The organism is Pantoea sp. S62 (genome assembly GCF_016658625.1).
In the GTDB taxonomy this organism is placed as follows: Bacteria; Pseudomonadota; Gammaproteobacteria; order Enterobacterales; family Enterobacteriaceae; genus Pantoea; species Pantoea vagans.
The window spans coordinates 195,711-219,995 of the sequence record NZ_JACVVI010000001.1 but is presented as its reverse complement, the minus strand read 5'-3'; the positions used below and the strand labels follow the sequence as shown (position 1 = coordinate 219,995).

Below are 24,285 nucleotides of genomic sequence, written 5' to 3'. Positions count from 1 at the left end.
TTTATCTGATTATTAGCGTCAGTTTTTCTCAAAATACTCGCGTATTTTCTGCTCCACTTCTTTCAGGTCGATAATATTGTTAATGATGATGACCTTCTGTTCTGGCAGGTTTGCGCTGTAGGCAATATCTTTTGCCATCACAAACACATCCGCCACGTCAGGAGTAACAGAACCAAGATCCGAATGTTCAACTTCCGCTTCAACGCCGATTGTTTTAAGCACTTTCTTGATGTTCATTTCCATCATAAAGCTGCTGCCCAGACCTGAACCACACACTGCCATAATCTTCATATCAAACCTCATTCACTGTTGATTAAAAGTCGCGTTTTAACGGGCGGTCAGACGCCTGATAAAATCGTCATAAGTGCGTCCTGGCTGCTTGCATTAAAGAGCCGTGCCATGATGTTTTCATCGGACAGAACGTCCGCCAGCTGGGAAATCATTTCGATATGGCTGTTACTGTCCGGTGCCGCAAACATAAAAATCGCCTTTACCGGATCGTTCTCTTCAGAGTCAAAATTCACTGCTGTGCCCAGCAGCACAATCGACAAGCCCAGCTTGTGTGCGCCTTCCTCAGGGCGCGCGTGAGGCATGGCAATCTGCGGCGCGATAACAAAAAAGGGACCAATCTCCTCTTTCTGTCGAATAATGGCATCAATATAATCCTGCGATATTGCGCCTTCAGTGAGCAGAGGCCGCCCGGCTATCGCTATCGCTTCCTGCCAGTTCGCAACGCGTTCAACGTACTGGACTTTCTCATTGTTTAACCACTTCGCCAGGTGTGACATCGTTTTGCTCCTCCTCAGAATGCCTGAGTATGTACAGTCAGTTTATTTAAAACGCTCCCTCCGCCACTTTTCAACTGAGTCTTCAGACCACAGAAGCTCAGGATAATGAAGGCCATAAGATTATTAAAAGAGCCACTATTCATAGCGTTACGAAAAACTTAGTTGCTGACTACGGGCTTAAGGTTATATTTCATCTTCGTCATCACATCTGTACATGTTGAAGATGTCTAGTCATCCTGATGATGTCCTTCGACGTGTACGGACACAACCTGTAAAGTTAAAATATCGCTGAACAGCCTTAACATCAGTGCCAATTTGATAAGTTGGTCACATATTCAGGTAGCCGAAGTAGTACTTGTCCGGCAATGTCAGGCAGAACTGTACTGACACGGATTGATGGCGTTTCACCTTCACGCATACAGGAAGAGATTCGATGGTTGATGGCATCACAGAAAAGCAAAAAGAGGTTGTAGATTACATCCTCAATAAAATTAAGGATGATGGCCTTCGCCCCGGAGAAAAGCTGGATACAGAAATATCCATCGCAAAAAGTATCGGTATTACCCGTGCCACGGTTCGTGAAGCGACACGTATTCTGGTTGAGCAGCAGAGAATTTACCGCGTTAAAGGTTCAGGTATCTTTGTAGGTTCTACTGAAATAAGCAGCCAGGCGCACCGATACCATGTGCTTTCACCATTTGATTTTCAGGCGCAACGAAAAGGTCATAAAGGCGTCAGGAAAATCATTTCGGTCAGCATAATTAAGGTCCCGTCTGCTGATATGGCGCAGGCGCTCCGTATTAAAAACAGCGATCAGATTTATAAAATTTTACGCCTGATGTGTTTTGATGATATCCCTGTGGCTCTCGAACATATTCATCTGCCGGTGAATATGTTTAATAGCCTTGAATTCAGCAAGCTGGAAGTCTCAAAATATGCCTATATTGAAGAGGTTACCGGTAAGAAAGTGCAGCTCAGGGATCAGCATCTGACGGCCGTGAACCTCACGGATTCACAGACTCTGACTCTGCTTAACTTAGCGGCAGGGGATGCGGTCATTCAGCTCAATGAGACTGTTTTTCTTGATGATGGTGTTCCCTGTGAAGTAAATGTGGCAATTATTAACACCCGATATTTCCCGTTGAAGCAAAATTCACAGCGGCCTTAGTAACTATTATTTACGGTTAATCTTCCCGGAGATAAAGAATATCTATAAAAGCTTCTTTGGACTATTTCTAAGGACTATCTCAATCTTATTACACTCTCTGGTCCTGATGCCGTTTATTATCCTCTACCTTATGCTGAAAAATTCGGGTACAGAATCTTTGCAGCCGGATGTTTCGCTAACACCAACAAAGACACTTTTCACCTCTCCATACATAAGACGATTTTCTGCAAACCTTTGCCATTTAGTCGGTTTAAATCATATTAAAATCAGGCGGTGAACAGCGTTTAACGTTGTCTGGCGGGCTGACATCCTGTTTCAGCGTCATTTATTTCTCTGCCACTGCTCACTTCTCCCCATTATGACGAATTCAATAAAGCATAAAACAATATGATGTTTTACCAATAATCGACTGCGCAGCACACTGGTCCGCAACCAGAATGAACAAGGACCAGGTGAATGGCATATCGATTAAGTCTGTTAGACAAAGCGCCCGTACTGCAGGGCGAGTCGCCTGCAGGAGCACTGCAGCGCACGCTGCAGCTGGCGCAGTTAGCTGAGGAGTGGGGGTATCACCGCTTCTGGCTGGCGGAACATCACAATACTGCACAGCTCGCCAGTCCTTCACCGGAAGTGTTGATTGCCTGGATCATTGCCCAGACCCGCCATATTCGTGTCGGCTCGGGCGGGGTGATGTTGCAGCATTACAGCCCGTATAAAGTGGCGGAAAACTTTAACCTGCTCGCCTCACTGGCACCGGGCCGCATCGATCTTGGTGTGGGCAAAGCGCCGGGCGGACTGCCACTTTCTACCCATGCACTGCAACAGGGTGTCGATGCGGCTAAAAAAGGCAGCTTTGCCGAACAGCTTCAGCTGCTGGATAGCTGGCTTAAACCTACACAGGTACAGCCTGATGACGAAAGTTTAGCCGCGACGCCGCTGCCATCACGTCCTGCTAACCGTTTTCTGCTGGGTGCCAGTGAAGAGAGCGCACGGCTGGCGGCCAGTCTGGGCTGGCAGTTCGTCTTTGCAGCTCATATCAATGGCGACCGCCAGTTGCTGGAGCATGCACTGAGTACCTTCTCTCGCTTCAGTAATGGCCAGCGCGCACTGGTGGCTGTTCAGGTCGTGGTGGCCGACTCGCCCGCCGAGGCTGACCTGCTGGTTTCCACGTTGCACCATTATCATGTGTCGGTGAAAGACGGGCCTGGCGTCAATGTCGGCAGTCTTGAACAGGCTGAGCGCTATGTGCGTCAGGGTGGATATCGCGATTATCAGATTGAGCCGCGCACGCCGTCACTGCTGAAAGGCACCGCAGCACAGGTTCATGCCCAGCTGGATGCGCTGCACCATAATTTCGACATTGATGAGTTCGTTATCGACACGCCGATTACCGAGCCGGTTGCCCGCCTGCAGTCACTGGAGTTGCTGGCTACGCATCATCTGGTTGCAGCCTGAGTCTGATTGGAGAGTCATTATGAGCAATGCATCACAACTGATTGAATGGCGGCGTGAACTGCATACCTGGCCGGAGCTGTCGGGTCAGGAGTTCGCCACCACCGCCCGGCTGCGGGGCTGGTTGCAGGCGGCGGGCATCCGGCTGCTCGATTATCCCCTTAAAACGGGTCTTGTGGCGGAAATTGGCAGCGGGGAGACCGTTATCGCGCTACGCGCCGACATCGATGCGTTGCCGATCCATGAGGCGAGCGGCGTGCGTTTTCACTCCCGTCATCCCGGCGTGATGCACGCCTGCGGTCACGACCTCCATAGCGCGGTGATGCTGGGCGCGGCGTTACAGCTTAACGCCGGGGCCGATCAGTTGCCTGGTCGGGTTCGCATCCTGTTTCAGCCCGCGGAAGAGATAGCGCGCGGAGCACGCCAGTTTATTGACGCGGGCGTGCTGGATGAGGTGCAGGCTATTTTCGGCATGCACAACGAGCCTTCACTGCCTGTCGGCACCTTTGCCACCCGCAGCGGCGCGTTCTATGCCAATACAGACAAATTTATTATTCGCGTTACCGGCAAAGGCGCACATGCCGCCTACCCGGAGCAGGGCGTCGACAGTATTGTCACCGCCAGTCAGATTATCCAGGCCTTACAGGGACTCACCAGCCGCAGCTTCAGTGCGCTGGACAGTCTGGTGCTGAGCATTACCCGCATCGACGGCGGCAAAAGCTGGAACGTATTGCCGGGCGGCGTTGAGTTTGGCGGCACGGCCCGCACTCACGATTTGCAACTGCGTGCCGAACTGGAACAGCGGGTGCGCACGCTGGTTGAGCACTTTGCTGAAGCCAACGGCGCGCAGGCGACCCTGAGCTGGCATCCCGGTCCGCCGGTGCTAATCAACGATGCGCACTGGGCAACCTTCAGCAGTGACGTCGCGCAGCAGGCTGGTTATCGGGTGCAATCCGCCGAACTGCATCTGCTGGGTGAGGATTTTGCGTTCTATCTGCAACAGGTGCCGGGTGCGTTTGTCAGCATCGGCAGCGCCAGTGATTTCGGTCTGCACCATGCCAGCTTTACCCCGGATGAGGCACTGATTGCCCCCGCCGCCGACTACTTCGCCCGACTGGCCCGCCAGGCGCTGCAACACCTCAATGCGCGATGTCGGGAAGCCATTCTGAACTGAATTCATTTGCAGTCCGTAAAAACACGGGGGTTCTGACAACCCTCGTCGGGCATCGCTACGACTAAAAAAGAGAGAGCATCATGACCACAAGACAACTTCGGCTGGGCACTATTCTGCATGGCGCGTCGGGAAACATGTCTGCCTGGCGCCATCCTGCGGCGCAGGCCGATGCCAGTATTAATCTGGAGTACGCCAAAAAAATCGCCCGCAAGGCGGAGCAGGGCAAGCTCGATTTTCTGTTTGTCGCCGACGGGTTGTTTATTAATGAGAAATCGATCCCGCACTTTCTTAATCGTTTTGAACCGCTGACGCTGCTCTCGGCACTGGCGGGCGTCACGGAACATCTGGGGCTGGTCGGTACCGTTTCCACCTCTTACAGCGAGCCGTTCACTGTAGCGCGTCAGTTTGCCAGCCTCGATCACCTCAGCGGCGGGCGTGCGGGCTGGAACGTTGTCACTTCGCCGCTGGAGGGTTCCGCCAAAAACTTTTCCCGCGAGAAACACCCGGAACACGCGTTGCGTTACCGCATTGCCGACGAGTATCTGCAGGTAGTGAAAGGCTTATGGGATTCGTGGGAGCAGGATGCCTTTGTACGGGACAAGGAAAGCGGCCAGTTCTTTGACCCCGCGAAGCTGCATACGCTTGATCATCACGGCGATTTCTTCCAGGTGCAGGGACCGCTCAACATCGCCCGTACGCCGCAGGGCCGTCCGATTATCTTCCAGGCAGGTGCGTCCGATGACGGTAAAAAGCTGGCGGCGCGCCATGCTGACGCCATCTTTACCCATCAGCCAACCCGTGAAGAAGCCCAGGCGTTTTATCAGGATGTGAAACAGCAGCTGGTAGCGAACGGTCGTCAGCCAGAGGATCTGCACATCTTCCAGGGTGTCAGCGTGATCGTGGGCGATGATGCGGAAGACGTAGAACGCCAGTATCAGACCACGGCGGCGCTGGTGTCGATTACCGATGCACTTAACTACCTCGGTCGTTTCTTCGACCACCATGACTTTTCACAATATCCGCTGGATCAGCCGTTCCCGGACATCGGCGACATCGGGCAGAACAGCTTCCGCAGCACCACCGATGAGATCAAACGCAAAGCACAGCAGCATGGCCATACGCTGCGCCAGGCGGCACTTGAAGCGGCAACACCTCGTCCGCTGTTTCATGGCACGCCGGAAGAGGTCGCGGATGGCCTGCAGCTGTGGTTTGAGACCCACGCCACAGACGGCTTCATCATTAATGGCGGCACACCCGATACCTTTGAGCGTTTTGTCGACCGCGTGGTGCCGATTCTGCAGGCTCGCGGCCTGACGCGCCGCGACTACCCTGGCAGCACCCTGCGCGACAGCTTCGCCCTGAAACAACCCGTTAATCAGTTCACCTCAAAATAAGAGCCTACGTCATGAAAAAAACATCGCGTCTTCTTGCCCTGCTTATTCTGGCCGCCAGCAGCCATGCGCTGGCTGAAGGCACCAGCGTTTCCTATAACGGCCAGCGCGTCAGCCTGGAAGCCAATAAAGCGCCGGTTAATACGGTGAAAAATCCTGACGCCATCGCGCAACTGCCCGCGGGACATCACTTTGTGGTGCCGGGCTCCTTTACCGTGGCCGTGGCGGCGCAGAACTCCCCGCCGCTGACGGTGTTTTCCGATGACAACAAAACCCTGCTCGGCAGCGAGGTGGATATTGCCCGACTGGTTGCGGACAGCCTTGGATTAAAACTCAACATCGTTCCCACGTCGTGGGAAGACTGGCCGCTGGGTGTGGCCTCGGGCAAGTATGATGCGGCGATCTCCAACATTACCGTGACTAAAGAGCGCAAAGAGAAGTTCGACTTCGCCACTTATCGCAAAGACTCACTCGGCTTTTATGTCAAAACCAGCAGCCCGATTCAGTCACTGACCAAAGCGGAAGACATTGCCGGACTGCGGATCATCGTGGGATCCGGCACCAATCAGGAGGCGATTCTGCTGGCGTGGGATAAAGAGAATCAGGCAAAGGGCCTGAAAGCCTTTACGCCGGTCTATACCAAAGATGATGCCGCCCAGACCCTGGCACTGCAGGCGGGGCGAGCCGATGCCTACTTCGGTCCTAACGTGATTGGTGCCTGGAAAGCGGCGCTGACCGGTAAAACCCGACTGGTCGGCAGCGTTGATGGCGGCTGGCCAAAAGCGGCGCACATTGCCGTTACGGTGAAGAAAGGCAGCGGCCTCGCGGAACCGATCAGCACCGCGCTGAATGGCGTGATCAGCAATGGCGATTATCAGAAGGTACTGAACCGCTGGGGTGAAGGCGTTGAGCATATCGATCGTTCTGAAATCAACCCCGCTGGCCTGGGCGACTAAGGAGCTGACCATGAGTGAATCAACTTTCCGCGAAGTTTCGCCGGAGGCCCCCGAGCTGCAACCCATTCTGGGTGGTCTGTTTGGTGAATACTCGGCACGTTATGGCGACTTTTTCTCCCGACGTAACGAGCAGGAGCAGGAGCTGACCGAATGGTATCTGCCGCCGCAGGGACTGTTTATTGTGCTGGAGCGCGACGGCGAAATCATCGCGATGGGCGCTTACAAACCTTATGACCCGCAGACCGCTGAGCTGAAACGCATCTGGACCCGCAGCGATCTACGCCGTCAGGGGCTGGCGCTGGTGGTGTTGCAGGAGCTGGAACGGCGCGCCCTGCAGGCGGGCTATCAGCGGCTGTTTCTCACCACCGGCTTTCGACAGCCGGAGGCGGTGCGGCTTTATACCGGTCACGGCTATCAGCCACAGTTCGATCTGAGCGGCGATCTGGAGCGTTACGGCCAGCCGCCACATGACGGGCGACTGCGCTTTATTAAAGTGATCGGCGTTTATAACGTCGCAGCGGCAAGTTAAGGAGTGACGATGAGTAAACATCAACATCTGCAGGTGGTCCCGGCACGTTATCCGGCGCGCACCGCAGGCGCTATCCTGGCGCTGTTTATCCTGGCGGGCGTGATTCAGTCAGTGGCCTTTAACCCGCGCTGGGAGTGGGGCGTGTTTGCCCGCTGGTTTTTTGATCCGGTGATCCTGCATGGCCTGGGTCAGACGCTGCTCCTGACTCTGCTGGGCACTATTTTCAGCCTCTTCTTTGGCGGTCTGCTGGCGCTGGCGCGTCTCTCCTCGTCGTGGCTGCTGAGCACCCTGGCGTGGGGCTACATCTGGCTGTTCCGCTCGCTGCCGCTCATCGTGGTGCTGATCATTCTCTATAACTTCTCCTACCTCTACGACACGCTGTCGATTGGCATTCCGTTTACCGGCCTGTCGTGGGGCGCGTTTCAGACTATTAATGTTCTGGGCCAGTTCCCGGCGGCGGTAATTGGTCTGACGCTGGTGCAGGCGGCTTACAGTGCGGAGATTATCCGTGGCGGGATCCTCGGTGTCGATCACGGTCAGGTGGAAGCCGCTTCTGCGCTGGGGCTTTCCGCCTCACGCCGGACCTTCCGCATCATTCTGCCACAGGCGCTGCGCGCCATTATTCCGACCGCATTCAACGAGATCATCAGCCTGGCGAAAGGCACCTCAATGGTTTACGTACTGGCGATGCCGGAGCTTTTTTACACCATCCAGATGATTTACAACCGTAATCAGGAAGTGATCCCGCTGCTGATGGTCGGTGCTGCCTGGTATCTGATTATCACCACCGTCCTGTCCGTGATTCAGTATTACGTTGAGCGCTGGCTGGCCCGCAGCGTGAACCGTGAGCCGCAGCCTTCGCGCTGGCAACAATGGCGCAACCGCGTCACGCCACTTCATCCGACCGAGGAGATCAGCCATGTCCGAAGCCATTGATTACCGCACTTCACACACAACAGGTGCCATCAGTATTACCGGCGTGACCAAGCGTTTTGGTAAACACACAGCGCTGGATGATGTTTCGCTGTCGCTGGAGCCTGGATCGGTCACGGTGATTCTGGGGCCGTCCGGCTCCGGCAAATCCACGCTGCTGCGCACCATCAATCATCTGGAGCGGGTCGACGAGGGATTCATTCAGATTGATGGCGACTTCATCGGCTATCAGCAGCGCGGCGACAAGCTGTATGAACTCAAAGAGAAGGCGATTCTGCGGCAGCGTATCAACGTCGGCTACGTGTTCCAGAACTTTAATCTGTTTCCGCACCTCAGCGTGCTGGATAACCTGATTGAAGCGCCAATCGCCCATCGTCATCTGACGAAATCTGAAGCGATAGCGCGGGCGGGCGAACTGCTGGATATTGTCGGCCTGCGCCATAAAGCTGATGCCTGGCCACGTCATCTGTCGGGCGGGCAGCAGCAGCGTATTGCTATTGCGCGCGCCCTGATGCTCAATCCCCGCGTAATGCTGTTCGATGAACCGACCTCGGCACTGGACCCGGAGCTGGTCGGTGAAGTGCTCGATGTGATTAAAAAGCTGGCGCGTTCCGGCACCACGCTGGTGATTGTGACCCATGAGATCGGCTTTGCGCGTGAAGTGGCGGACAACGTGGTCTTTATGGTGGATGGCCGGATTGTTGAGCAGGGCAGCACCACGCAGGTACTGAACAATCCGCGCCATGATCGCACCCGCCGTTTTCTGGCGCGCGTGTTATGAGGGCGCTGACATTAACAGCGCTGACGCTGCTCCCGGCGCTGAGCTGTCCGGCGGCGGAGAAGCTCGATGTGCTGAAAAATGAGACGCCAATCCATGCCCCGGCGAATCCGCAGGCGATCGCGAAAATCCCGGCTGACTTTCACTTTATCGAGCCTGGCACGCTGACGGTTGCGACCGCCGCAACTAACTCACCGCCGCTATCGCTGCTGGCGTCTGACAACGTCACGCGGATCGGCAGCGATCCGGACATCGCCAGGCTGCTGGCTGACAGTCTGGGGTTAAAGCTGAAGCTGGTTCCGGCCTCGTGGGAGGACTGGCCTCTGGGCATCAGCGCCGGACGCTATGATGTCGCGATGTTTAACATTGCCGTTACTGAAGAGCGTAAGAAGAAGTTCGATTTTGCGACCTATCGCGCTGATAACCATGCCTTTGCGGTAAAAAGCGACAGTAAAATCAGCCAGATCAGCAGTCCGCCTGATATTGCCGGTAAGCGGATTATCGTGTCGTCGGGCACCAATCAGGAGCGCATATTACTGAGCTGGGATCAGCAGAACCGGGCTAAAGGTCTGCCCGCGGTGACGCCGATTTACCTTACCGATGATGCCTCAGCGACGCTGACGCTGCTGTCGGGACGGGCCGATGCGATCTTTGGCCCGCACTCGATGGCTGCCTGGAAAGTGGCGTCACGCGGTCAGACAAAGCTGGTTGGCAGCGGACCGTTTCGCGCCTGGGTTGCCGTGACCACTAAAAAGGGGAATGGCCTGGCACCCGCATTGCAGACCGCGCTGGATGGCACCATTACGGGCGGGCAGTATCAGCAGGTGCTGGTCCGCTGGGGTGAACAGGATGAAGCTGTGACGCACTCCACGGTGAATCCGCCGGGCATTGTTTACTGAGTCGGCAGAACCGGCTCACCTGCTGAAGCCGGTTCTGCAATCTGATGACCACAGAATTGAACTACACTCTCCAGCGTTAGTGATTTATCCTGCCCGCCTGTTCTCGTAAAAAATCCTCACTGCGTGGCGGAGTAATTGACCTGGAAGCCCCATGAAAATCAGATTCCTTTCTGCCAATGAGCAAAAGCTGGCGGAGGTGCGTAAGATACTCGAGCCTGTCGGGGTCGAAGTATTACCCATCGCCCGTCGCATCGAAGAAATTCAGACTGAAAACGAGCTGGACCTGGTGCGCGATAAACTGACTAAAGCCTTTTCGCTGATTGGGCGACCGTTGTTTGTTGAGCATACCGGTCTCTATCTGGATGGCCTCAATGGTCTGCCCGCCGGTCTGACCCGCATCTTCTGGAACCGCCTGGACGCTGAGCGCTTTACCGCGCTGGTGCAGGGACTGGACAGCCAGGCCGTGACGGCCAAAACGGTGCTCGGCTACTGCGACGGCCGCAAAATGTATCAGTTCTCGGGTGAACTGCGCGGCACCATCGCCGCGAAACCCGCCGGGACGCGCGGCTTCCAGTGGGACTGCGTGTTTATCCCCGAAGGCTATGAGCAGACTTTTGCAGAAATGGGCGAACTCAAGAATGAGATCTCGATGCGGCGCATCGCGCTGGATCGCTTCGCCACCTTTTTAAAAACCTCGCGGGGAGCGGCATGAAACCTGAACTCAAACGCGCCTATGATTCCGGCAAGCTGATTCTGTTTGCCGGTGCCGGTATTTCGCGTAATTTTGGCCTCCCCGAGTGGCATGAACTGATTGCTCACCTGGCTAACGAGCTGGGTTACGATCCCAAAATCTTCAATACCTACGGTACGCACCTGTCGCTGGCGGAGTATTACAAGCAAAAGAAAGGCTCGCTTGGCCCGCTGCGCAGCTGGATGGATCGCGAGTGGCACCGGCCGGATATCGATGTCCGGTCTTCTGAAATTCATACCATGATTACCCAGGGTAACTTCTCGCGCATCTACACCACCAATTATGATCGCTGGCTGGAAGCGGCGCACGAGGCGCACGGCGTTCCCTATTACAAAGTGGCAAACGCCGCTGACCTGGTCTCCCTGACCGAGGATAAGCGTCACATCATCAAGCTGCACGGTGACTTCGATGATGACACCTCTATCGTGCTCGATGAGAGCAGCTATTTTGAACGCCTCTATTTTGACTCACCGCTCGACATCAAACTGACTCATGACGTAATGGGCAACTCCGTGCTGTTTGTCGGCTACAGCATCAGTGATTTCAACATTCGCCTGCTGTTTTACCGTCTGACCAAGATGTGGGGCCGCACCGGGCTGGCGACGGCCCGGCCAAAATCGTATCTGTTCACTAACCGTAATAACCCGGTAGCCAAAGAGGTGCTGGGGCAGTGGGGGATCGAGGTGATCGTCTCCGAAGAGGACGATCCGCGCAAGGCTCTGGCGATGTTCCTTGAAGAGTTGCTGGTGTAGTCAGCGTAACGTCCGGCAGAAAAGCGACAGGAAAAAGAAAAAAACCTGCGTCCGGTTAAGGTTAGCTCGTGCATAACCGATAAACTCTATTCTCTGCTGGCAAAGCATGACCGGCATGATATACTGTATGCATACACAGTACCTGAGGGCGAAAAGATGGCTGTTGAAACAAAATTTGTTGTAGTCAGAAAGGGTGAAGAGAAGATGACGTTTGCCAATAAGAAAGAGGCCGATGCCTACGACAAAATGCTCGATATGGCCGAAGCCTTCACTGACTGGCTGTTACAGCATCAACCTGCACTGGACGAATCTCAGGCAGAAACGCTGGGCCTGCTGATTGCCGAGCAGAAAGATGCGGTTCAGCATATTCTGCGCACCAGCAAACTGCCGGACGTGGCCGCAGGCGCGACGAAGCCTGAGGCCGTGGCAGAAGAGGGTGCGGATGATCAGGCGGAAGAGCCAGCGGCGAAGAAAGTACGCGCCGTTAAAGCTGCCTGATTGCCACAACGCCGGAAGCGAACCTTCCGGCGTTGCTGTTTCTGATTGACGGGTCATCTGATCTTTTGTCAGGTCATTCAAAACAAATCCTCCTGTCGTTCCCTTGCGCTGAATGCCTGCCTGCAATTTCCCTGTAAATTATGCAAACCAGCCAGCTATTTTTTTTAAACTCAGCGCTATAGCATCAATCAGGATTCAATAATCTGGATTTTGGATCATTCATTTTTAAGCTTTTTAAGCCGGGTGACTATTTTAATTCTACTGATAAATACCATCAATCTTAATTAAATGAATTAGCAAGAAAACTAATATAACATTCCCTGATGGGTTTCTTACCTCATTTCGATTATTGATTTACACCAGCCCTATGAAATGAGAGATATCAATTGTTAATTGGCTCACATTTTTTTATGAAATAATCCGGCAGTGCTATTCAATTTAAAAAAGCAGTGTTAGGGTAGAGCCGTTTTCAGCGAAGGGTTGTTACTGGATGACAGGCAAAACCTAAGCATTCCACAGTCTTTACCACTGTGGGGTGCTTAGGTTTTTTTTTGCCTTAAATTTACTCTGGCATGGCGAAAGTCATCAATAGCCTGCGCGATAACGACCCGGCGTATTCAGGCTGGGGAAACATGAGGTAGATGACAGGAGGTTAAGGACTCTCCTGCGAACCGTACATCATTAAAATTAAAACAGGTTGCTAATATGAAATATAAAAGCATGCTGTGCGCACTCTCATTATTGACCTTTTCTCCTTTGTCGACGGCGCAGGAATGGAGCGGAACGGTATTAGGGTTTGAATCTCCACCGCATCCTGTTTTGGGTGATATGTATGGCCTTCGTAAATCGCTTAACGATAATGGATTTGCTTATAACCTGGGTTATCTGAATGAAATTGGCTGGAATGGCGGCGGTGGCTACAATCATGCCTCACACGTTGCTTATATCGATCAGTTTGCTTTGACCTTTAATCAGGATTTGTCGCGCTGGACAAATATTCCCGATGCACGTATCGAAGCGAATATCGTTAATCGTAATCACAACGACGATCTGACCACCCGACGCGTGCAGGATCCGCGGATGAATGTTAACGATCTTACGCAGGAGAGCTGGGGCGGGCAATCGATCACCCGCCTGGGCTGGCTGACTTTTGCCCGAAGTTTCGATGACCGCAGGATGACATGGCGTATCGGAATGATGAACAAGGTTCAGACCTTCGATCAGATCATACCCTGTGATTTCCAGATGCTTTCTCAGTGCGGTGGAAAATCTGCTAACTCACTGACCTGGAACAACTGGAACGTGCACACGTGGGGAACCACGCTCGAATACCGGTTTACACCTGTTGTGACGTTGAAAGGGGGAGTAATGGAGCAGAACCCGGATGCTGCCAGCCGTCATAACGCCTGGAGTGGCTCAACCAGGCGCAGCAAAGGTGTCCTGCTGCCGGTAGAAATCGAAGCCCGCCCGATCATTAGCGACCTGCCGGGTGCCTACAACCTGGGGGTGGTTTTTACCAATGCCCCACAAACTGACCTCTATCGCGGCCGGTCCGGGGGCGCAGGAGCCAGTGATCCCGGCGGTTATGCTTCTCATAACCGGACATGGTTTCTTTACGCCGGACTTAATCAGCAACTGACGCGACATCAGGATGACGCCAGTCGCGGGTTAAGTACTTCATTCAGTATGAGCCTGGCCGATCAGCGAACTAACTACATGCATTCGGTCTATGCCGCTTCACTCCGCTATCGGGGACTGTTTGACGCCCGTCCGGAAGACTGGATTGGTTTTGGCCTAACCTGGACGGACATGAGCAGTCAGTACGCGCGAAATCAGCGCTATATGAATACGATAGGTGGTGTTTCGGACTACCACGATACGGCATATCATCCGGTGCCCGGCCATTCGCTAAACGGCGAGTTCTATTACCGTTTTCGCCCCGTTTCCTGGCAGGAACTGCAACCCGGGATTCAGTACTGGCATCATCCGGCGGGCATATCCCATACGCAGGATGCCTGGGTGACTGAACTTAAAACGGTCGTAAATTTTTAGGCGAATAAGAGGATTACGATCGCTGTCACGCTTTTTGTTCTGACCGATTGAGGTCACGACGAAAACTGATAGAGTGCCGGAACTGGATTGTTACTGCTTAGGCAGGCAAAACCTGATTTCTGGCCTCTGCCGGATGTCAGGTTTTTTTGTTTCTGGGGTTCCGATGAAAATCGCCAAAATTCTGAATAATAACGTGGTGATGGTTCAGGATGAGCAGGGGCGCGAGCAGGTCGTTATGGGCCGTGGACTGGCCTTTCAGAAGCGCGTCGGTGACAGTCTCAATGACGCGCAAATTGAGAAAGTGTTTGCACCACAAAGTGATCTGCTGGTCCGTCGGCTGGAGGAGCTGTTACATCAAATCCCGCCTGAAGTGATGACGACCTGCAATTGCATTATTAATCTTGCGATACAGCGTCTCGGGAAACTGCAGGAGAGCCTGTATATCACGCTGACCGACCACTGCTTCTTTGCCATTGAAAGACAAAAAAAAGGTCTGGCGATTAAAAATGTGTTGCTGTGGGATATTAAACGTCTCTATCCCAAAGAATTCGAGCTGGGGCAGGAGGCCAGGGCACTCATTTTCCGTCGGCTGAATGTCGAACTGGCTGAGGATGAAGCCGGATTTATCGCGCTTCATCTGGTAACGGCACAGCTCCATAACGAAATGCCGGAAGTCATGGATGTCACGCGGGTAATGCAGGAGATTCTGCAACTGGTGAAGTATCAGTTGCAGCTGGAATATAACGAATCGTCACTGAGTTACCAGCGGTTTGTCACTCATCTGAAGTTTTTTGCTCAGCGGATGCTGACGCGAACCGTGGTCGACGATGACGATGTGTCGTTGCATACGGCAGTAAAAGATAACTATCCAAAAGCCTGGAAATGCGCGGTGAAAATCGCGCAGCATTTGCAACAAAGCTATCAGCGTGAGCTGACCGCAGAAGAGATCATGTTTCTTGCCATTCATATCGAGCGGGTGAGAAAAGAAGGGTAATAAGCCCTGTAAACTGGATTGTTACTGCTTAATGCAGGCAAAACCTGAGCGCGGCCTCTGAAAGGAGGCCGTTCTCAGGTTTTTTTATTTTTGGCTCAGTCAACGGATGTCCATGGACATCGGTTTAAGGAAATCGAGATGGAATATCACACGCTGGCGCAGGATATCCTCGGCCATATTGGCGGCAGGGAGAACATCGTAAGTCTGGTGCATTGTGCCACCCGGCTTCGTTTTAAACTGAAAGATAACCATAAAGCCGATGCGGAAGGACTAAAGAAAAATCCGGGCGTCATTATGGTCGTCGAAAGCGGCGGGCAGTTTCAGGTAGTGATTGGCAACCATGTTCATGATGTCTGGCTGGCTGTCCGTGCCGAAGCGGGACTTTTGGATGAGGCCCCTGCATCAGCCGAAGATAAGAAGTCAGGTAACCTTTTCAGTCGCCTGATCGATGTTGTGTCCGGCATTTTCACGCCCTTTATCGGGATTCTTGCCGCCTCCGGTATTCTTAAAGGCTTGCTGGCGCTGGCCGTGGTTTGCGGCTGGCTGTCTGTTGAAAGCGGAACCTACAAAATCTGGTTTGCGGCAAGTGATGCCCTGTTTTACTTTTTTCCGCTGGTGCTGGGCTACACCGCGGGTAAAAAGTTCGGCGGTAATCCCTTTATCACCATGGTGATTGGCGGGGCGCTCACCCATCCGACGATGATTGCTGCTTTCAATGCCAGCCAGCAGTCCGGCGCCATGATGGATGCGTTTCTCGGTATTCCTGTAACCTGGTTTAATTACAGCGCGTCGGTTATACCTATTATTCTTGCCGCTTGGGTGAGTTGCTGGCTGGAAAAACAGAGCACCCGGCTGCTGCCCGCCTCCATGAAGAACTTTTTTGCCCCGTTGATCTGTCTGAGCATCACGGTGCCGCTGACTTTCCTGGTGATTGGTCCACTGGCCACGTGGCTGAGCCAGTTGCTGGCGAACGGCTACCAGTGGATTTATGCGCTGGCTCCGTGGCTGGCTGGAGCGGCCATGGGCGCGCTGTGGCAGGTCTGTGTGATTTTTGGTCTGCACTGGGGACTGGTGCCACTGATGATCAACAATCTGGCCGTTCTGGGGCATGACTCGATGCTGCCTATGCTGTTACCTGCTGTCATGGGCCAGATTGGTGCGGCGCTGGGGGTTTTGCTGCGCAGCCGTGATGCGCGTCAAAAGGTGCTGGCGGGGTCATCCGTGACCGCGGGAATATTTGGTATCACTGAACCTGCTGTCTATGGTGTTAATCTTCCTCTGCGTCGCCCCTTTATCTTTGGTTGCGTAGCCGGCGCAATCGGCGGTGCCGTTGTCGGCTTCAGTAACACCCACGTTTATTCCTTTGGCTTCGCCAATATCTTTACCATCGCTCAGATGATCCCGCCTGGCGGTGTCGATGCCACGTTATGGGGCGGAATTATCGGCACGCTGCTGGCTCTGCTACTGAGCTGTGCCATGACGCTGGTAGCGGGTATGCCTCGTAACAGCACGCCAGACACAGTAACCCCGGTGATGCCTGGCGAAGATGACATTCTCTCACCAATGACCGGCACCCTACTGGCCCTTGATCAGGTGCCGGACGCAACCTTCGCCAGTGGCCTGCTGGGACAGGGCGCGGCCATCATTCCTTCCGACAACAAAGTCATTGCGCCCTTCGCGGGTGAGGTTGCCTCCCTGTTTCAGACCCGGCACGCCATCGGCTTGCTGAGTCATAGCGGGATTGAGCTGCTGATCCATGTGGGTATCGATACCGTCCGGCTCGACGGCAAACCTTTCACTGCACATGTAAATGTGGGCGACAGGTTTAAGCCTGGCGATCTGCTGCTGGAGTTCGATCGTCAGGCCATTCTTGATGCCGGGTATGACCTGGCAACCCCGATCATTATTACTAACAGCGATGAGTATCGTGAGGTGATGAAAGTCGCAGGAAACACTGCGACTGCAGGAACACCTTTACTCAGCATTATTCATCGATAAAAGGAGAACAGGATGAAAACTTTCCCGGATTCATTTTTATGGGGCGGTGCTGTTGCCGCTAACCAGGTTGAAGGCGCATGGCGTGAAGAGGGCAAAGGCCTTTCCACCTCTGACGTCCAGCCACAGGGGATTTTTGGCCCGGTCGTGGAGCGAGTTGCGGGGAGCCAGAGCCTTAAAGATGTGGCGATCGATTTTTACCACCGCTACCCGGACGATATCAGGCTGTTTGCAGAGATGGGCTTCAGCTGTCTGCGGGTTTCAATTGCCTGGACGCGTATTTTCCCGAACGGTGACGAGCAGCAACCCAACGAGGCTGGCCTGGCCTTTTATGACCGCTTATTCGATGAGCTGGCAGCGCATAACATCACTCCGCTCGTGACCCTGTCACATTATGAAATGCCCTGGAATCTGGTTAAGCAGTATGGTGGCTGGGGCTACCGTCAGGTAATCGGATTCTTTGAACATTACGCACGCACGGTGTTTAACCGTTATCAGAAGAAAGTCAGGCTCTGGCTGACATTTAACGAAATTAACATGTCCCTGCATGCGCCGATGACCGGCGTGGGTCTGCCGGAAACCAGCAGCCTGGGCGAAATTTATCAGGCGATTCACCATCAACTGGTCGCCAGTGCGCTGGCGGTTAAAGCCTGTCACGCGATCAACCCGGATGCCAGCATCGGCAATATGCTGCTGGGTGGTTTGGTCTACCCGCTAAGCTGTAAACCCGACGATGTGCTGGAAGCGCTGCAGGAGAACCGGAAATGGCAATTTTTTGGCGATGTGCAGTGCCGGGGAGCTTATCCGGGCTATATGTTGCGCTTCTTCCGCGACAACAACATTCTGCTGGATATTACGGATGCCGATCGCCAGATACTCAAATCGACCGTCGATTTTATCTCGTTCAGCTACTACATGTCCGGCTGTGTTACCGCCGATGAGGCGCTGAATGAGAAGATGCGCGGTAACATTCTGAGCATGGTGCCTAATCCCCATCTTCAGAGCTCTGAATGGGGCTGGCAGATTGATCCGGTCGGGTTGCGTACCTTGCTTAATCTGTTGTGGGATCGTTATCAAAAGCCGCTGTTCATCGTTGAGAACGGACTGGGTGCCAAAGACATTCCTGATGCTACCGGCGTCGTGCAGGATGACTACCGCATCAGCTACCTCAACGATCATCTGGTGCAGGTGCGTGAAGCGATTGAAGATGGTGTTGAGGTCATGGGGTATACCAGCTGGGGGCCGATCGATCTTGTGAGCGCATCTAAAGCGGAACTGTCTAAACGCTACGGTTTTATTTATTTAGACCGCGATGACAACGGGGAAGGTTCGCTGGCGCGCAGCCGTAAGAAAAGCTTCCACTGGTATAAAGAGGTTATTGCGACAAACGGGGCCTCACTCAAAGAGTAATTGCCGCGCTCACTGGTACATCGCGGCCGCCGCAATGTACCACGCCTTTCCTTAGCCAGATTCACCCGGCTTAGTGCGTATCGCGGGTAACAACCTGATAGCGCGTGCTTCGTCCGCCACCCTCCAGCCGGTAGAGACAGCCTTTCTCTACCAGATCCGCCAGATGACGGGTCGCGGTCGCTTTACTTACTTTAGCCACCTTCTGATACTGACTGGCGCTGATCCCCAGTTCAAAACCCTGCTCACCGCCGTCAAGCAGCCGGTTCAGTACTTTTACCTGTTCCACGCTCAATCCCATTCCCTGATGACGTAGCCAGAAACGCGCTTTCATCTGGGTGCGATCGATAACGTTCATCGCCTGCTTCAGGCTCTCATCCAGGATATCAAGAAACCACACCAGCCAGTCTGTGATATCAAGGCCGCCTTTCTGCGTCTGCTCAAGAATGCGGTAATAACCGGCACGCTGCGCCAGAATGGCGGGCGACATGGCATACAGGCGGATGCTCTGGCTGTCGGCCTGCGCCAGTGCCAGATCGGTTAACGCACGCGTGATACGCCCATTACCGTCATCAAACGGGTGCAGGGTGACAAACCAGAGATGACAGATGGCGGCGCGCAGCAGCGGGTCCAGCATCACGTCATGCTGACTGCTGTTGAACCACTCAATAAACTGTGTCAGCTGCGGCTCCAGCCCGTGTCGCGGCGGAGCCTCAAAATGCACAGTGGGGCGATCGATACGACCAGAGATGACCTGCATCGGCTCACTGCCGCGCAGCGTCCCGACGCTCAGGCGCTGTACCGTCCATTCATCTGCCGGGAAGAGCCAGTGATGCCACTGAAATAATCGTTCAGGCGTCAGTGGCTGGCTGCGATTGTTGATGGCATCCAGCATCATGGCGGCCAGCCCTTCTGAGCGGTCGGAGACCGGATAAGGCTGTTCTTCCGTGACGCCTAACCGGCGCGCCAGCGATGAGCGTACTGACTGCACGTTTACCCGTTCCTCTTCAATCGCGGAAGAGGAAAGGATATTACTCAGCAGAGTATCCAGCGTCTGCGAATCACTGTCTGACTGCAGGCTGGCTCGTCCCAGCAGCAACCCGCGCTGCTGCTGCAGATGGCGCAGGCGCGGTAGCAGAACGGCATCCTGCCATTGAAAATCGGGCCAGTCCGGCTGCTGCCAGATCCAGTAAACGCTCATAGTGGACTCACAGTAAGAGGAGATGAGCCGAATAGAGTTTGTTATTCGGCTCACAGAATGAGTCGATAATAGCGAATATCCGGCTCACAGGCCAACCGTAAGGAATTAAGAACAAAAAAAAGGACCCGAAGGTCCTGTTTGCTTAGCGGGAGAACTGCATAAAGGTGTCTGAATAGTAGTGAACGATCCAGGCAACATACGCCAGCCAGACAACCATCCCAATGGCTAATCCTGATTTACCGATCATTGATCTCTCTCCACAGTGACAAGGGGCTACAGCAACTGTTGACATAAACTGACAGTAAAGGCGGGCAGCAGTATTGTTGCAGATCAAAAAAAGCCTGTTCATACGCAGCGCCATATCCCCTTTGCGATCAATTTCCCTGAATGACTCACAGCCAGACAGGCAGCCCGCCAGAATTACGGTAACTAAAGTTCAAAAAAACGCCGCCGATAGATGATCTCAGGAGCAACGTAATCACAAGGAGGGAAAGAAACAGGTAAATTCCAGGGGAATCACTATGGCCAGTCAGTTAACACATAAGAAAAGAATGAGTACCCGTGCGCAGATGCTGATCATGGGTGGTTTGACAATCATGCTGGGATTTACCGTGACTATCGGCGTCCTCAGCTGGCAATCGGGTAAAGAACAGAAGGTACTTGCAGAAAACTATCTACAGCAGATAGCACAGAGCCGTGCGCTTCAGGTGCAGCAGGAGCTGGGTCATGCTCGTGATGTTGCCAGTCATCTCGGGCAAAGTCTGATTGCGCTGCCGCAGGCCGCTATTACCGACCGTAAAGTGGCCGATAAAGTCATGGAGTATGCGCTGCGCGCCAACCCTGATTATCTGTCGATGTCGGTGATATTCGAACAGAATGCGTTTGATGGCCGCGATGCGGAGTTCGCGTCACAGCCGGGCCAGGCGCCACAGGGACGCTATGCCTTTTTTGTGGATCGTGACGCATCAGGTAAATATGCGATGCATCCGCTGCTCTCCTATCTGACGCCGGGTCAGGGCGATTACTATCTGATCCCGCAAAAATCACAAAAAGATACGCTTACCGAACCTTATAGCTATGCCTATAACGGCGTGCCGACATTGCTGACTTCCGTGGCTGCCGCGATTATCGATCAGGGGACCTTAAAAGCGATCGTCACCTCTGACATTTCACTGGCCTCTCTGCAGCAGAAAGTGAATCAGATCAAACCGTGGCAGGGTAGCGGCTATGCGCTGTTGCTCTCGAATGGCGGAAATGTGGTTTCCTCGCCCGTGAAAGAAGAAGCCGGTAAGCCCTGGAAAGGCGAGAAAGACGGCTTTACGTCGAAAGTCGTACAGCATTTTGATGCCGTGCTGGGCGAAGAGGCATTAATCACGTGGCAGCCGGTAGTGATTGGTAACAGCGACAAACCCTGGTATCTCGGCGTGGTCGCACCAGTCAGTCAGGTGATGGCTGCTGCCAACCGGCAACTGATGTGGGCACTGCTGTTGATGGTGGTGAGTATTCTGCTGGTCGGCACCGTACTGGGCATGCTGTTCAGTCGTAAGGTGCTGCGGCCGATTGGCGGCGAGCCGATTGAAGCGGCAAATATTGCGCTGGCCGTCGCGGATGGCAAGCTGGATAACGCGATCGCAGTGAAAAACGGCGACCGCAGCAGCCTCTTCTTTGCGCTTCATACTATGCAAAGCCAGCTCCGGCAGATTGTCGGGCAGATAAAAGATTCCAGTGAATCAGTACGACAGGGCGCGGGCGAAATTGCCAGCGGCAACCTCAATCTGGCGTCACGCACTGAAGAACAGGCCGCCGCGCTGGAGCAGACCGCAGCCAGCATGGAGCAGATCAGCGCCACGATCCGCCTGAATGCCGACAATGCGCAGCAGGCGACCAGCCTGACTGAAAACGCGACGCACATTGCCAGTCGCGGTGCCTCGCTGGTGGGCGAAGTGGTGCAGACCATGGCGCAAATCGATGACAGCTCGAAAAAGATTGGCGACATTACCACCATGATCAATAGCATTGCCTTCCAGACCAATATTCTGGCGCTCAACGCGGCGGTAGAAGCAGCACGCGCCGGTGAGCAGGGCCGCGGTTTTGCGGTGGTCGCGTCGGAAGTGCGAAATCTGGCGCAGCGCAGTGCTAATGCGGTCAAAGAGATCGGCGCACTGATTGAAGAGTCGAGCGTACGTGTTGAGAGCGGCGTCCGGCTGGTAAACGATGCAGGTAAGACCATGCAGGAGATGATGCAGGCGGTGAATTCGGTGCAGGGGATTATCGGTGAGATCGTTACAGCGTCAAGCGAACAGGCGCGCGGCATCAGCCAGGTAACGATTGCGGTCAATGAAATGGATGGCGTCACCCAGCAGAATGCCGCGCTGGTGCAGCAGATGTCGGCGGCCGCCAGTTCGCTGGAAGACCAGGCGCAGCAGCTGTCGCAGACGGTGGAGCAGTTTCATCTGGCGTAAAGCGGACGTATGCTCCCTGAGCCCATATCTGCTTCACAGAGTAAAAACCCGCCAGCGGCGGGTTTTTTTATCATTGTTCCGTCAGCCGCACACCGCTGCTGGCATCGAACAGGTGCATCTTATCCGGATTCACGGTCACCGGCAGCATGCCGCCCGGCACGGCATCGCTCCGACCAGTCAGCTGCATATGCAGCGGGAAACCCTGCCAGTTCAGATGTAATAGTGTCGACTCGCCGGTAATCTCCACAATGTTCACCGCCGCTGGTTGCCCGCAGGCGTCAAAAATCAGATCGTGGGGTCGTATACCCAGCGTCACCGGCTGATCGGCCTGCTGCCGCGCGGCGTGGTGCCAGCGACCGGGCAACGGCAGCCACTGCTTGCCACAGCAGACGCCGGGCAGACCATCGCGAGTCTGGAAACGCGCATCCAGCAGATTCATCGGCGGTGAGCCGATAAACCGCGCCACAAAGGTGTTAACCGGCCGGTCGTAAATCGCCAGCGGCGCACCCTGCTGCACAATCACCCCATCTTTCATCACGACGATCTGATCCGCCAGCGTCATCGCCTCGACCTGATCGTGCGTCACATAGACCATCGTAGTTTTGAAACGCTGATGCAGGGACTTAATCTCGGCGCGCAGCTCCATGCGTAACTGCGCATCCAGGTTAGAGAGCGGCTCATCGAACAGAAATACCTGCGGATTACGCACCATCGCCCGACCCATCGCTACACGCTGCCGCTGTCCGCCAGACAATGCGCGTGGATAACGCTGCAGCAACTGATCGATACCCAGAATAGCCGCGATACGGGCAATTTTGCTTTTCTGCTCCTCACGCTTCACCTTCTTTACCTGCATGTGAAATGCCAGATTTTCGGCAACGGTCAGGTGTGGATAAAGCGCATAGCTCTGAAACACCATCGCGATATCCCGGTCGGCGGGATCGAGGTCGTTGATCTGCTTTTTATCCAGCATAATCGCCCCGTCAGAGACGCTATCCAGACCGGCGAGCAGCCGCAGCAGGGTAGACTTGCCGCAGCCAGAGGGACCGACCAGCACGGTAAAACTGCCGTCGGGAATGGTTAAATCGAGCGGATGCAACACGCTCTGCTTTCCGTAGCGCTTTGCCACCTGTACAAGTTCAACACTGGCCATGGTCAGCGCACCTCATTGGTTAATTGGAGTTGTTGCCAGCTGGGATAGCGACGCGGACAGCTGCTTATCGCCAGTGAGGCCACTTCAATGCCCCAGCGCAGCGCGGTGAGCGATGACTGGCGGTAGAGCAGTGCAGCCAGAAAACCGGCATTAAAACTGTCTCCGGCACCGATGGTATCCACCACCGTTACCGGCTGGGCGGCGGCAAACTGGACAGAGGCGGCGGACCAGAGACGTGCGCCCTCTGCGCCACACTTGATCACACAGCCGCCGCGACCACTGAGACGGGCGGCCAGCTGTTTACCGCTTTGCTCCAGCAAATCTGCGCCTGCTAAACCCAGCGCTTCAACCTCATTCAGCAGTAGCCAGTCGCAGTCCGCCAGCCATCCGCCCATCTCCCGACGAAGCTCATCGCTCCAGCCCGCAGGCGGCCAGCCGGTATCCACGGCCACACTGAAGCCACGCTTTTGTAGCTCGGCTAGCAGCAGCGGATAGTGGTCATAGAGTTCAAGACAGAGAAAGGTGCCGCACAGCAGCACGATGTCGCCCGGCGTCGCCTGCAACGGCAGCTGAGCCAGCACATCGTCCGCGGTCAGCACGGTAATATGGCCGTGATTGCTCAGAAACGATCGTTCGTTATCGGGATGGGTAACGCCCACCGTCAGCGAGGTCTCACAGGCGTAACGCGGCCAGTGTGCGGCGCTGTGGGGAAAGTGACCGGCGAGCCAGTGGCTGAAGCCATCGTCGCCCTGATTAGCGATGGCCCGATGCGGCACCTGCATCGCCTCCAGCGCCAGCGCGCAGTTACCCGCAGACCCGCCGGGACGTAGCTCGCTGTGCTGCAGCATCACTTCCGTGCCGCGTTTCGGCCAGTCGCTGAGCGTACTCATGATTAAATCAACATTGATATTGCCCACCACATAGAGCGTGGGCGCGATGGTCTTGTCCATAA

At 54.5% G+C, this 24,285-nt stretch carries 22 protein-coding genes; 17 read left to right on the top strand and 5 right to left on the bottom strand.

Annotation, left to right across the window (positions count from 1 at the left end):
• Positions 1-18 precede the first annotated feature (18 nt).
• Both IBT54_RS01000 and IBT54_RS00995 read right to left on the bottom strand, forming a co-directional pair.
• A complete protein-coding gene (locus IBT54_RS01000) occupies positions 19-291 on the bottom strand; it encodes a PTS sugar transporter subunit IIB (RefSeq protein WP_003855084.1) in 273 nt (90 codons plus the stop codon).
• Positions 292-338: 47 nt separating this feature from the next.
• Positions 339-788 (bottom strand): PTS sugar transporter subunit IIA, encoded by a 450-nt coding sequence (locus IBT54_RS00995; protein WP_033785124.1) that lies wholly within the window; start codon positions 786-788, stop codon positions 339-341.
• 433 nt (positions 789-1,221) lie between these two features.
• Here IBT54_RS00995 and IBT54_RS00990 point away from each other — a divergent pair, with 433 nt between their 5' ends.
• The 16 genes from IBT54_RS00990 (at position 1,222) to IBT54_RS00915 (ending at position 18,520) form a co-directional block, all read left to right on the top strand.
• Positions 1,222-1,956, top strand: coding sequence for a GntR family transcriptional regulator (locus IBT54_RS00990; RefSeq protein ID WP_013196305.1), 735 nt, complete (start codon positions 1,222-1,224; stop codon positions 1,954-1,956).
• A 456-nt stretch (positions 1,957-2,412) separates the two neighbouring features.
• Positions 2,413-3,411 carry an MsnO8 family LLM class oxidoreductase gene (locus tag IBT54_RS00985; RefSeq protein WP_095707814.1) on the top strand — a complete coding sequence of 333 codons (999 nt, stop codon included), beginning with the start codon at positions 2,413-2,415 and terminating at the stop codon, positions 3,409-3,411.
• 19 nt (positions 3,412-3,430) lie between these two features.
• Positions 3,431-4,582: an amidohydrolase gene (locus tag IBT54_RS00980; protein ID WP_095707813.1), complete on the top strand. Its 1,152-nt coding sequence runs from the start codon at positions 3,431-3,433 to the stop codon at positions 4,580-4,582.
• Positions 4,583-4,662: 80 nt separating this feature from the next.
• Positions 4,663-5,976 (top strand): LLM class flavin-dependent oxidoreductase, encoded by a 1,314-nt coding sequence (locus tag IBT54_RS00975; RefSeq protein WP_095707812.1) that lies wholly within the window; start codon positions 4,663-4,665, stop codon positions 5,974-5,976.
• Between the two features lie 11 nt (positions 5,977-5,987).
• Positions 5,988-6,929 carry an ABC transporter substrate-binding protein gene (locus IBT54_RS00970; RefSeq protein ID WP_013196301.1) on the top strand — a complete coding sequence of 314 codons (942 nt, stop codon included), beginning with the start codon at positions 5,988-5,990 and terminating at the stop codon, positions 6,927-6,929.
• 10 nt (positions 6,930-6,939) lie between these two features.
• A complete protein-coding gene (locus tag IBT54_RS00965) occupies positions 6,940-7,458 on the top strand; it encodes a GNAT family N-acetyltransferase (protein ID WP_033735754.1) in 519 nt (172 codons plus the stop codon).
• A 9-nt stretch (positions 7,459-7,467) separates the two neighbouring features.
• Positions 7,468-8,394, top strand: a complete 927-nt coding sequence (locus tag IBT54_RS00960) for an amino acid ABC transporter permease (protein ID WP_147788846.1) — start codon at positions 7,468-7,470, stop codon at positions 8,392-8,394.
• A complete protein-coding gene (locus IBT54_RS00955) occupies positions 8,378-9,172 on the top strand; it encodes an amino acid ABC transporter ATP-binding protein (RefSeq protein WP_201251338.1) in 795 nt (264 codons plus the stop codon). Before IBT54_RS00960 ends, IBT54_RS00955 begins: the two co-directional genes overlap by 17 nt.
• On the top strand, positions 9,169-10,068 hold the full coding sequence (locus tag IBT54_RS00950; protein ID WP_107320331.1) for an ABC transporter substrate-binding protein: 900 nt from the start codon (positions 9,169-9,171) through the stop codon (positions 10,066-10,068). Before IBT54_RS00955 ends, IBT54_RS00950 begins: the two co-directional genes overlap by 4 nt.
• 151 nt (positions 10,069-10,219) lie before the next feature.
• A complete protein-coding gene (locus tag IBT54_RS00945) occupies positions 10,220-10,780 on the top strand; it encodes a non-canonical purine NTP pyrophosphatase (RefSeq protein WP_201251337.1) in 561 nt (186 codons plus the stop codon).
• Complete coding sequence (locus IBT54_RS00940; RefSeq protein ID WP_010247078.1) at positions 10,777-11,571, top strand: SIR2 family protein; 795 nt, start codon at positions 10,777-10,779, stop codon at positions 11,569-11,571. The genes IBT54_RS00945 and IBT54_RS00940 overlap by 4 nt, the downstream gene beginning before the upstream one ends.
• A 156-nt stretch (positions 11,572-11,727) precedes the next feature.
• Positions 11,728-12,069, top strand: coding sequence for a YebG family protein (locus tag IBT54_RS00935; protein ID WP_013196294.1), 342 nt, complete (start codon positions 11,728-11,730; stop codon positions 12,067-12,069).
• Positions 12,070-12,789: 720 nt separating this feature from the next.
• Positions 12,790-14,121, top strand: a complete 1,332-nt coding sequence (locus tag IBT54_RS00930) for a carbohydrate porin (protein WP_236262826.1) — start codon at positions 12,790-12,792, stop codon at positions 14,119-14,121.
• A 163-nt stretch (positions 14,122-14,284) separates the two neighbouring features.
• Positions 14,285-15,115, top strand: coding sequence for a BglG family transcription antiterminator LicT (gene licT, locus IBT54_RS00925; protein ID WP_201251335.1), 831 nt, complete (start codon positions 14,285-14,287; stop codon positions 15,113-15,115).
• Between the two features lie 138 nt (positions 15,116-15,253).
• On the top strand, positions 15,254-17,113 hold the full coding sequence (bglF, locus tag IBT54_RS00920) for a PTS beta-glucoside transporter subunit IIABC (RefSeq protein ID WP_095707805.1): 1,860 nt from the start codon (positions 15,254-15,256) through the stop codon (positions 17,111-17,113).
• A gap of 12 nt (positions 17,114-17,125) precedes the next feature.
• Positions 17,126-18,520, top strand: a complete 1,395-nt coding sequence (locus IBT54_RS00915; protein WP_201251334.1) for a glycoside hydrolase family 1 protein — start codon at positions 17,126-17,128, stop codon at positions 18,518-18,520.
• Positions 18,521-18,590: 70 nt separating this feature from the next.
• On the opposite strand, the gene IBT54_RS00910 is transcribed toward IBT54_RS00915, so the two are convergent.
• A complete protein-coding gene (locus IBT54_RS00910; RefSeq protein WP_201251333.1) occupies positions 18,591-19,718 on the bottom strand; it encodes a Fic family protein in 1,128 nt (375 codons plus the stop codon).
• A 521-nt stretch (positions 19,719-20,239) separates the two neighbouring features.
• On the opposite strand from IBT54_RS00910, the gene IBT54_RS00905 reads away from it, so the two are divergent.
• Positions 20,240-22,180: a methyl-accepting chemotaxis protein gene (locus tag IBT54_RS00905; RefSeq protein ID WP_147788851.1), complete on the top strand. Its 1,941-nt coding sequence runs from the start codon at positions 20,240-20,242 to the stop codon at positions 22,178-22,180.
• Positions 22,181-22,250: 70 nt separating this feature from the next.
• Here IBT54_RS00905 and IBT54_RS00900 read toward each other — a convergent pair whose 3' ends face one another.
• Both IBT54_RS00900 and IBT54_RS00895 read right to left on the bottom strand, forming a co-directional pair.
• Positions 22,251-23,333 (bottom strand): ABC transporter ATP-binding protein, encoded by a 1,083-nt coding sequence (locus tag IBT54_RS00900; protein WP_201251332.1) that lies wholly within the window; start codon positions 23,331-23,333, stop codon positions 22,251-22,253.
• 2 nt (positions 23,334-23,335) lie between these two features.
• Entirely contained in the window at positions 23,336-24,283 is a 948-nt protein-coding gene (locus IBT54_RS00895; protein WP_201251331.1) for a carbohydrate kinase family protein, read from the bottom strand.
• Between the last annotated feature and the right edge of the window lie 2 nt (positions 24,284-24,285).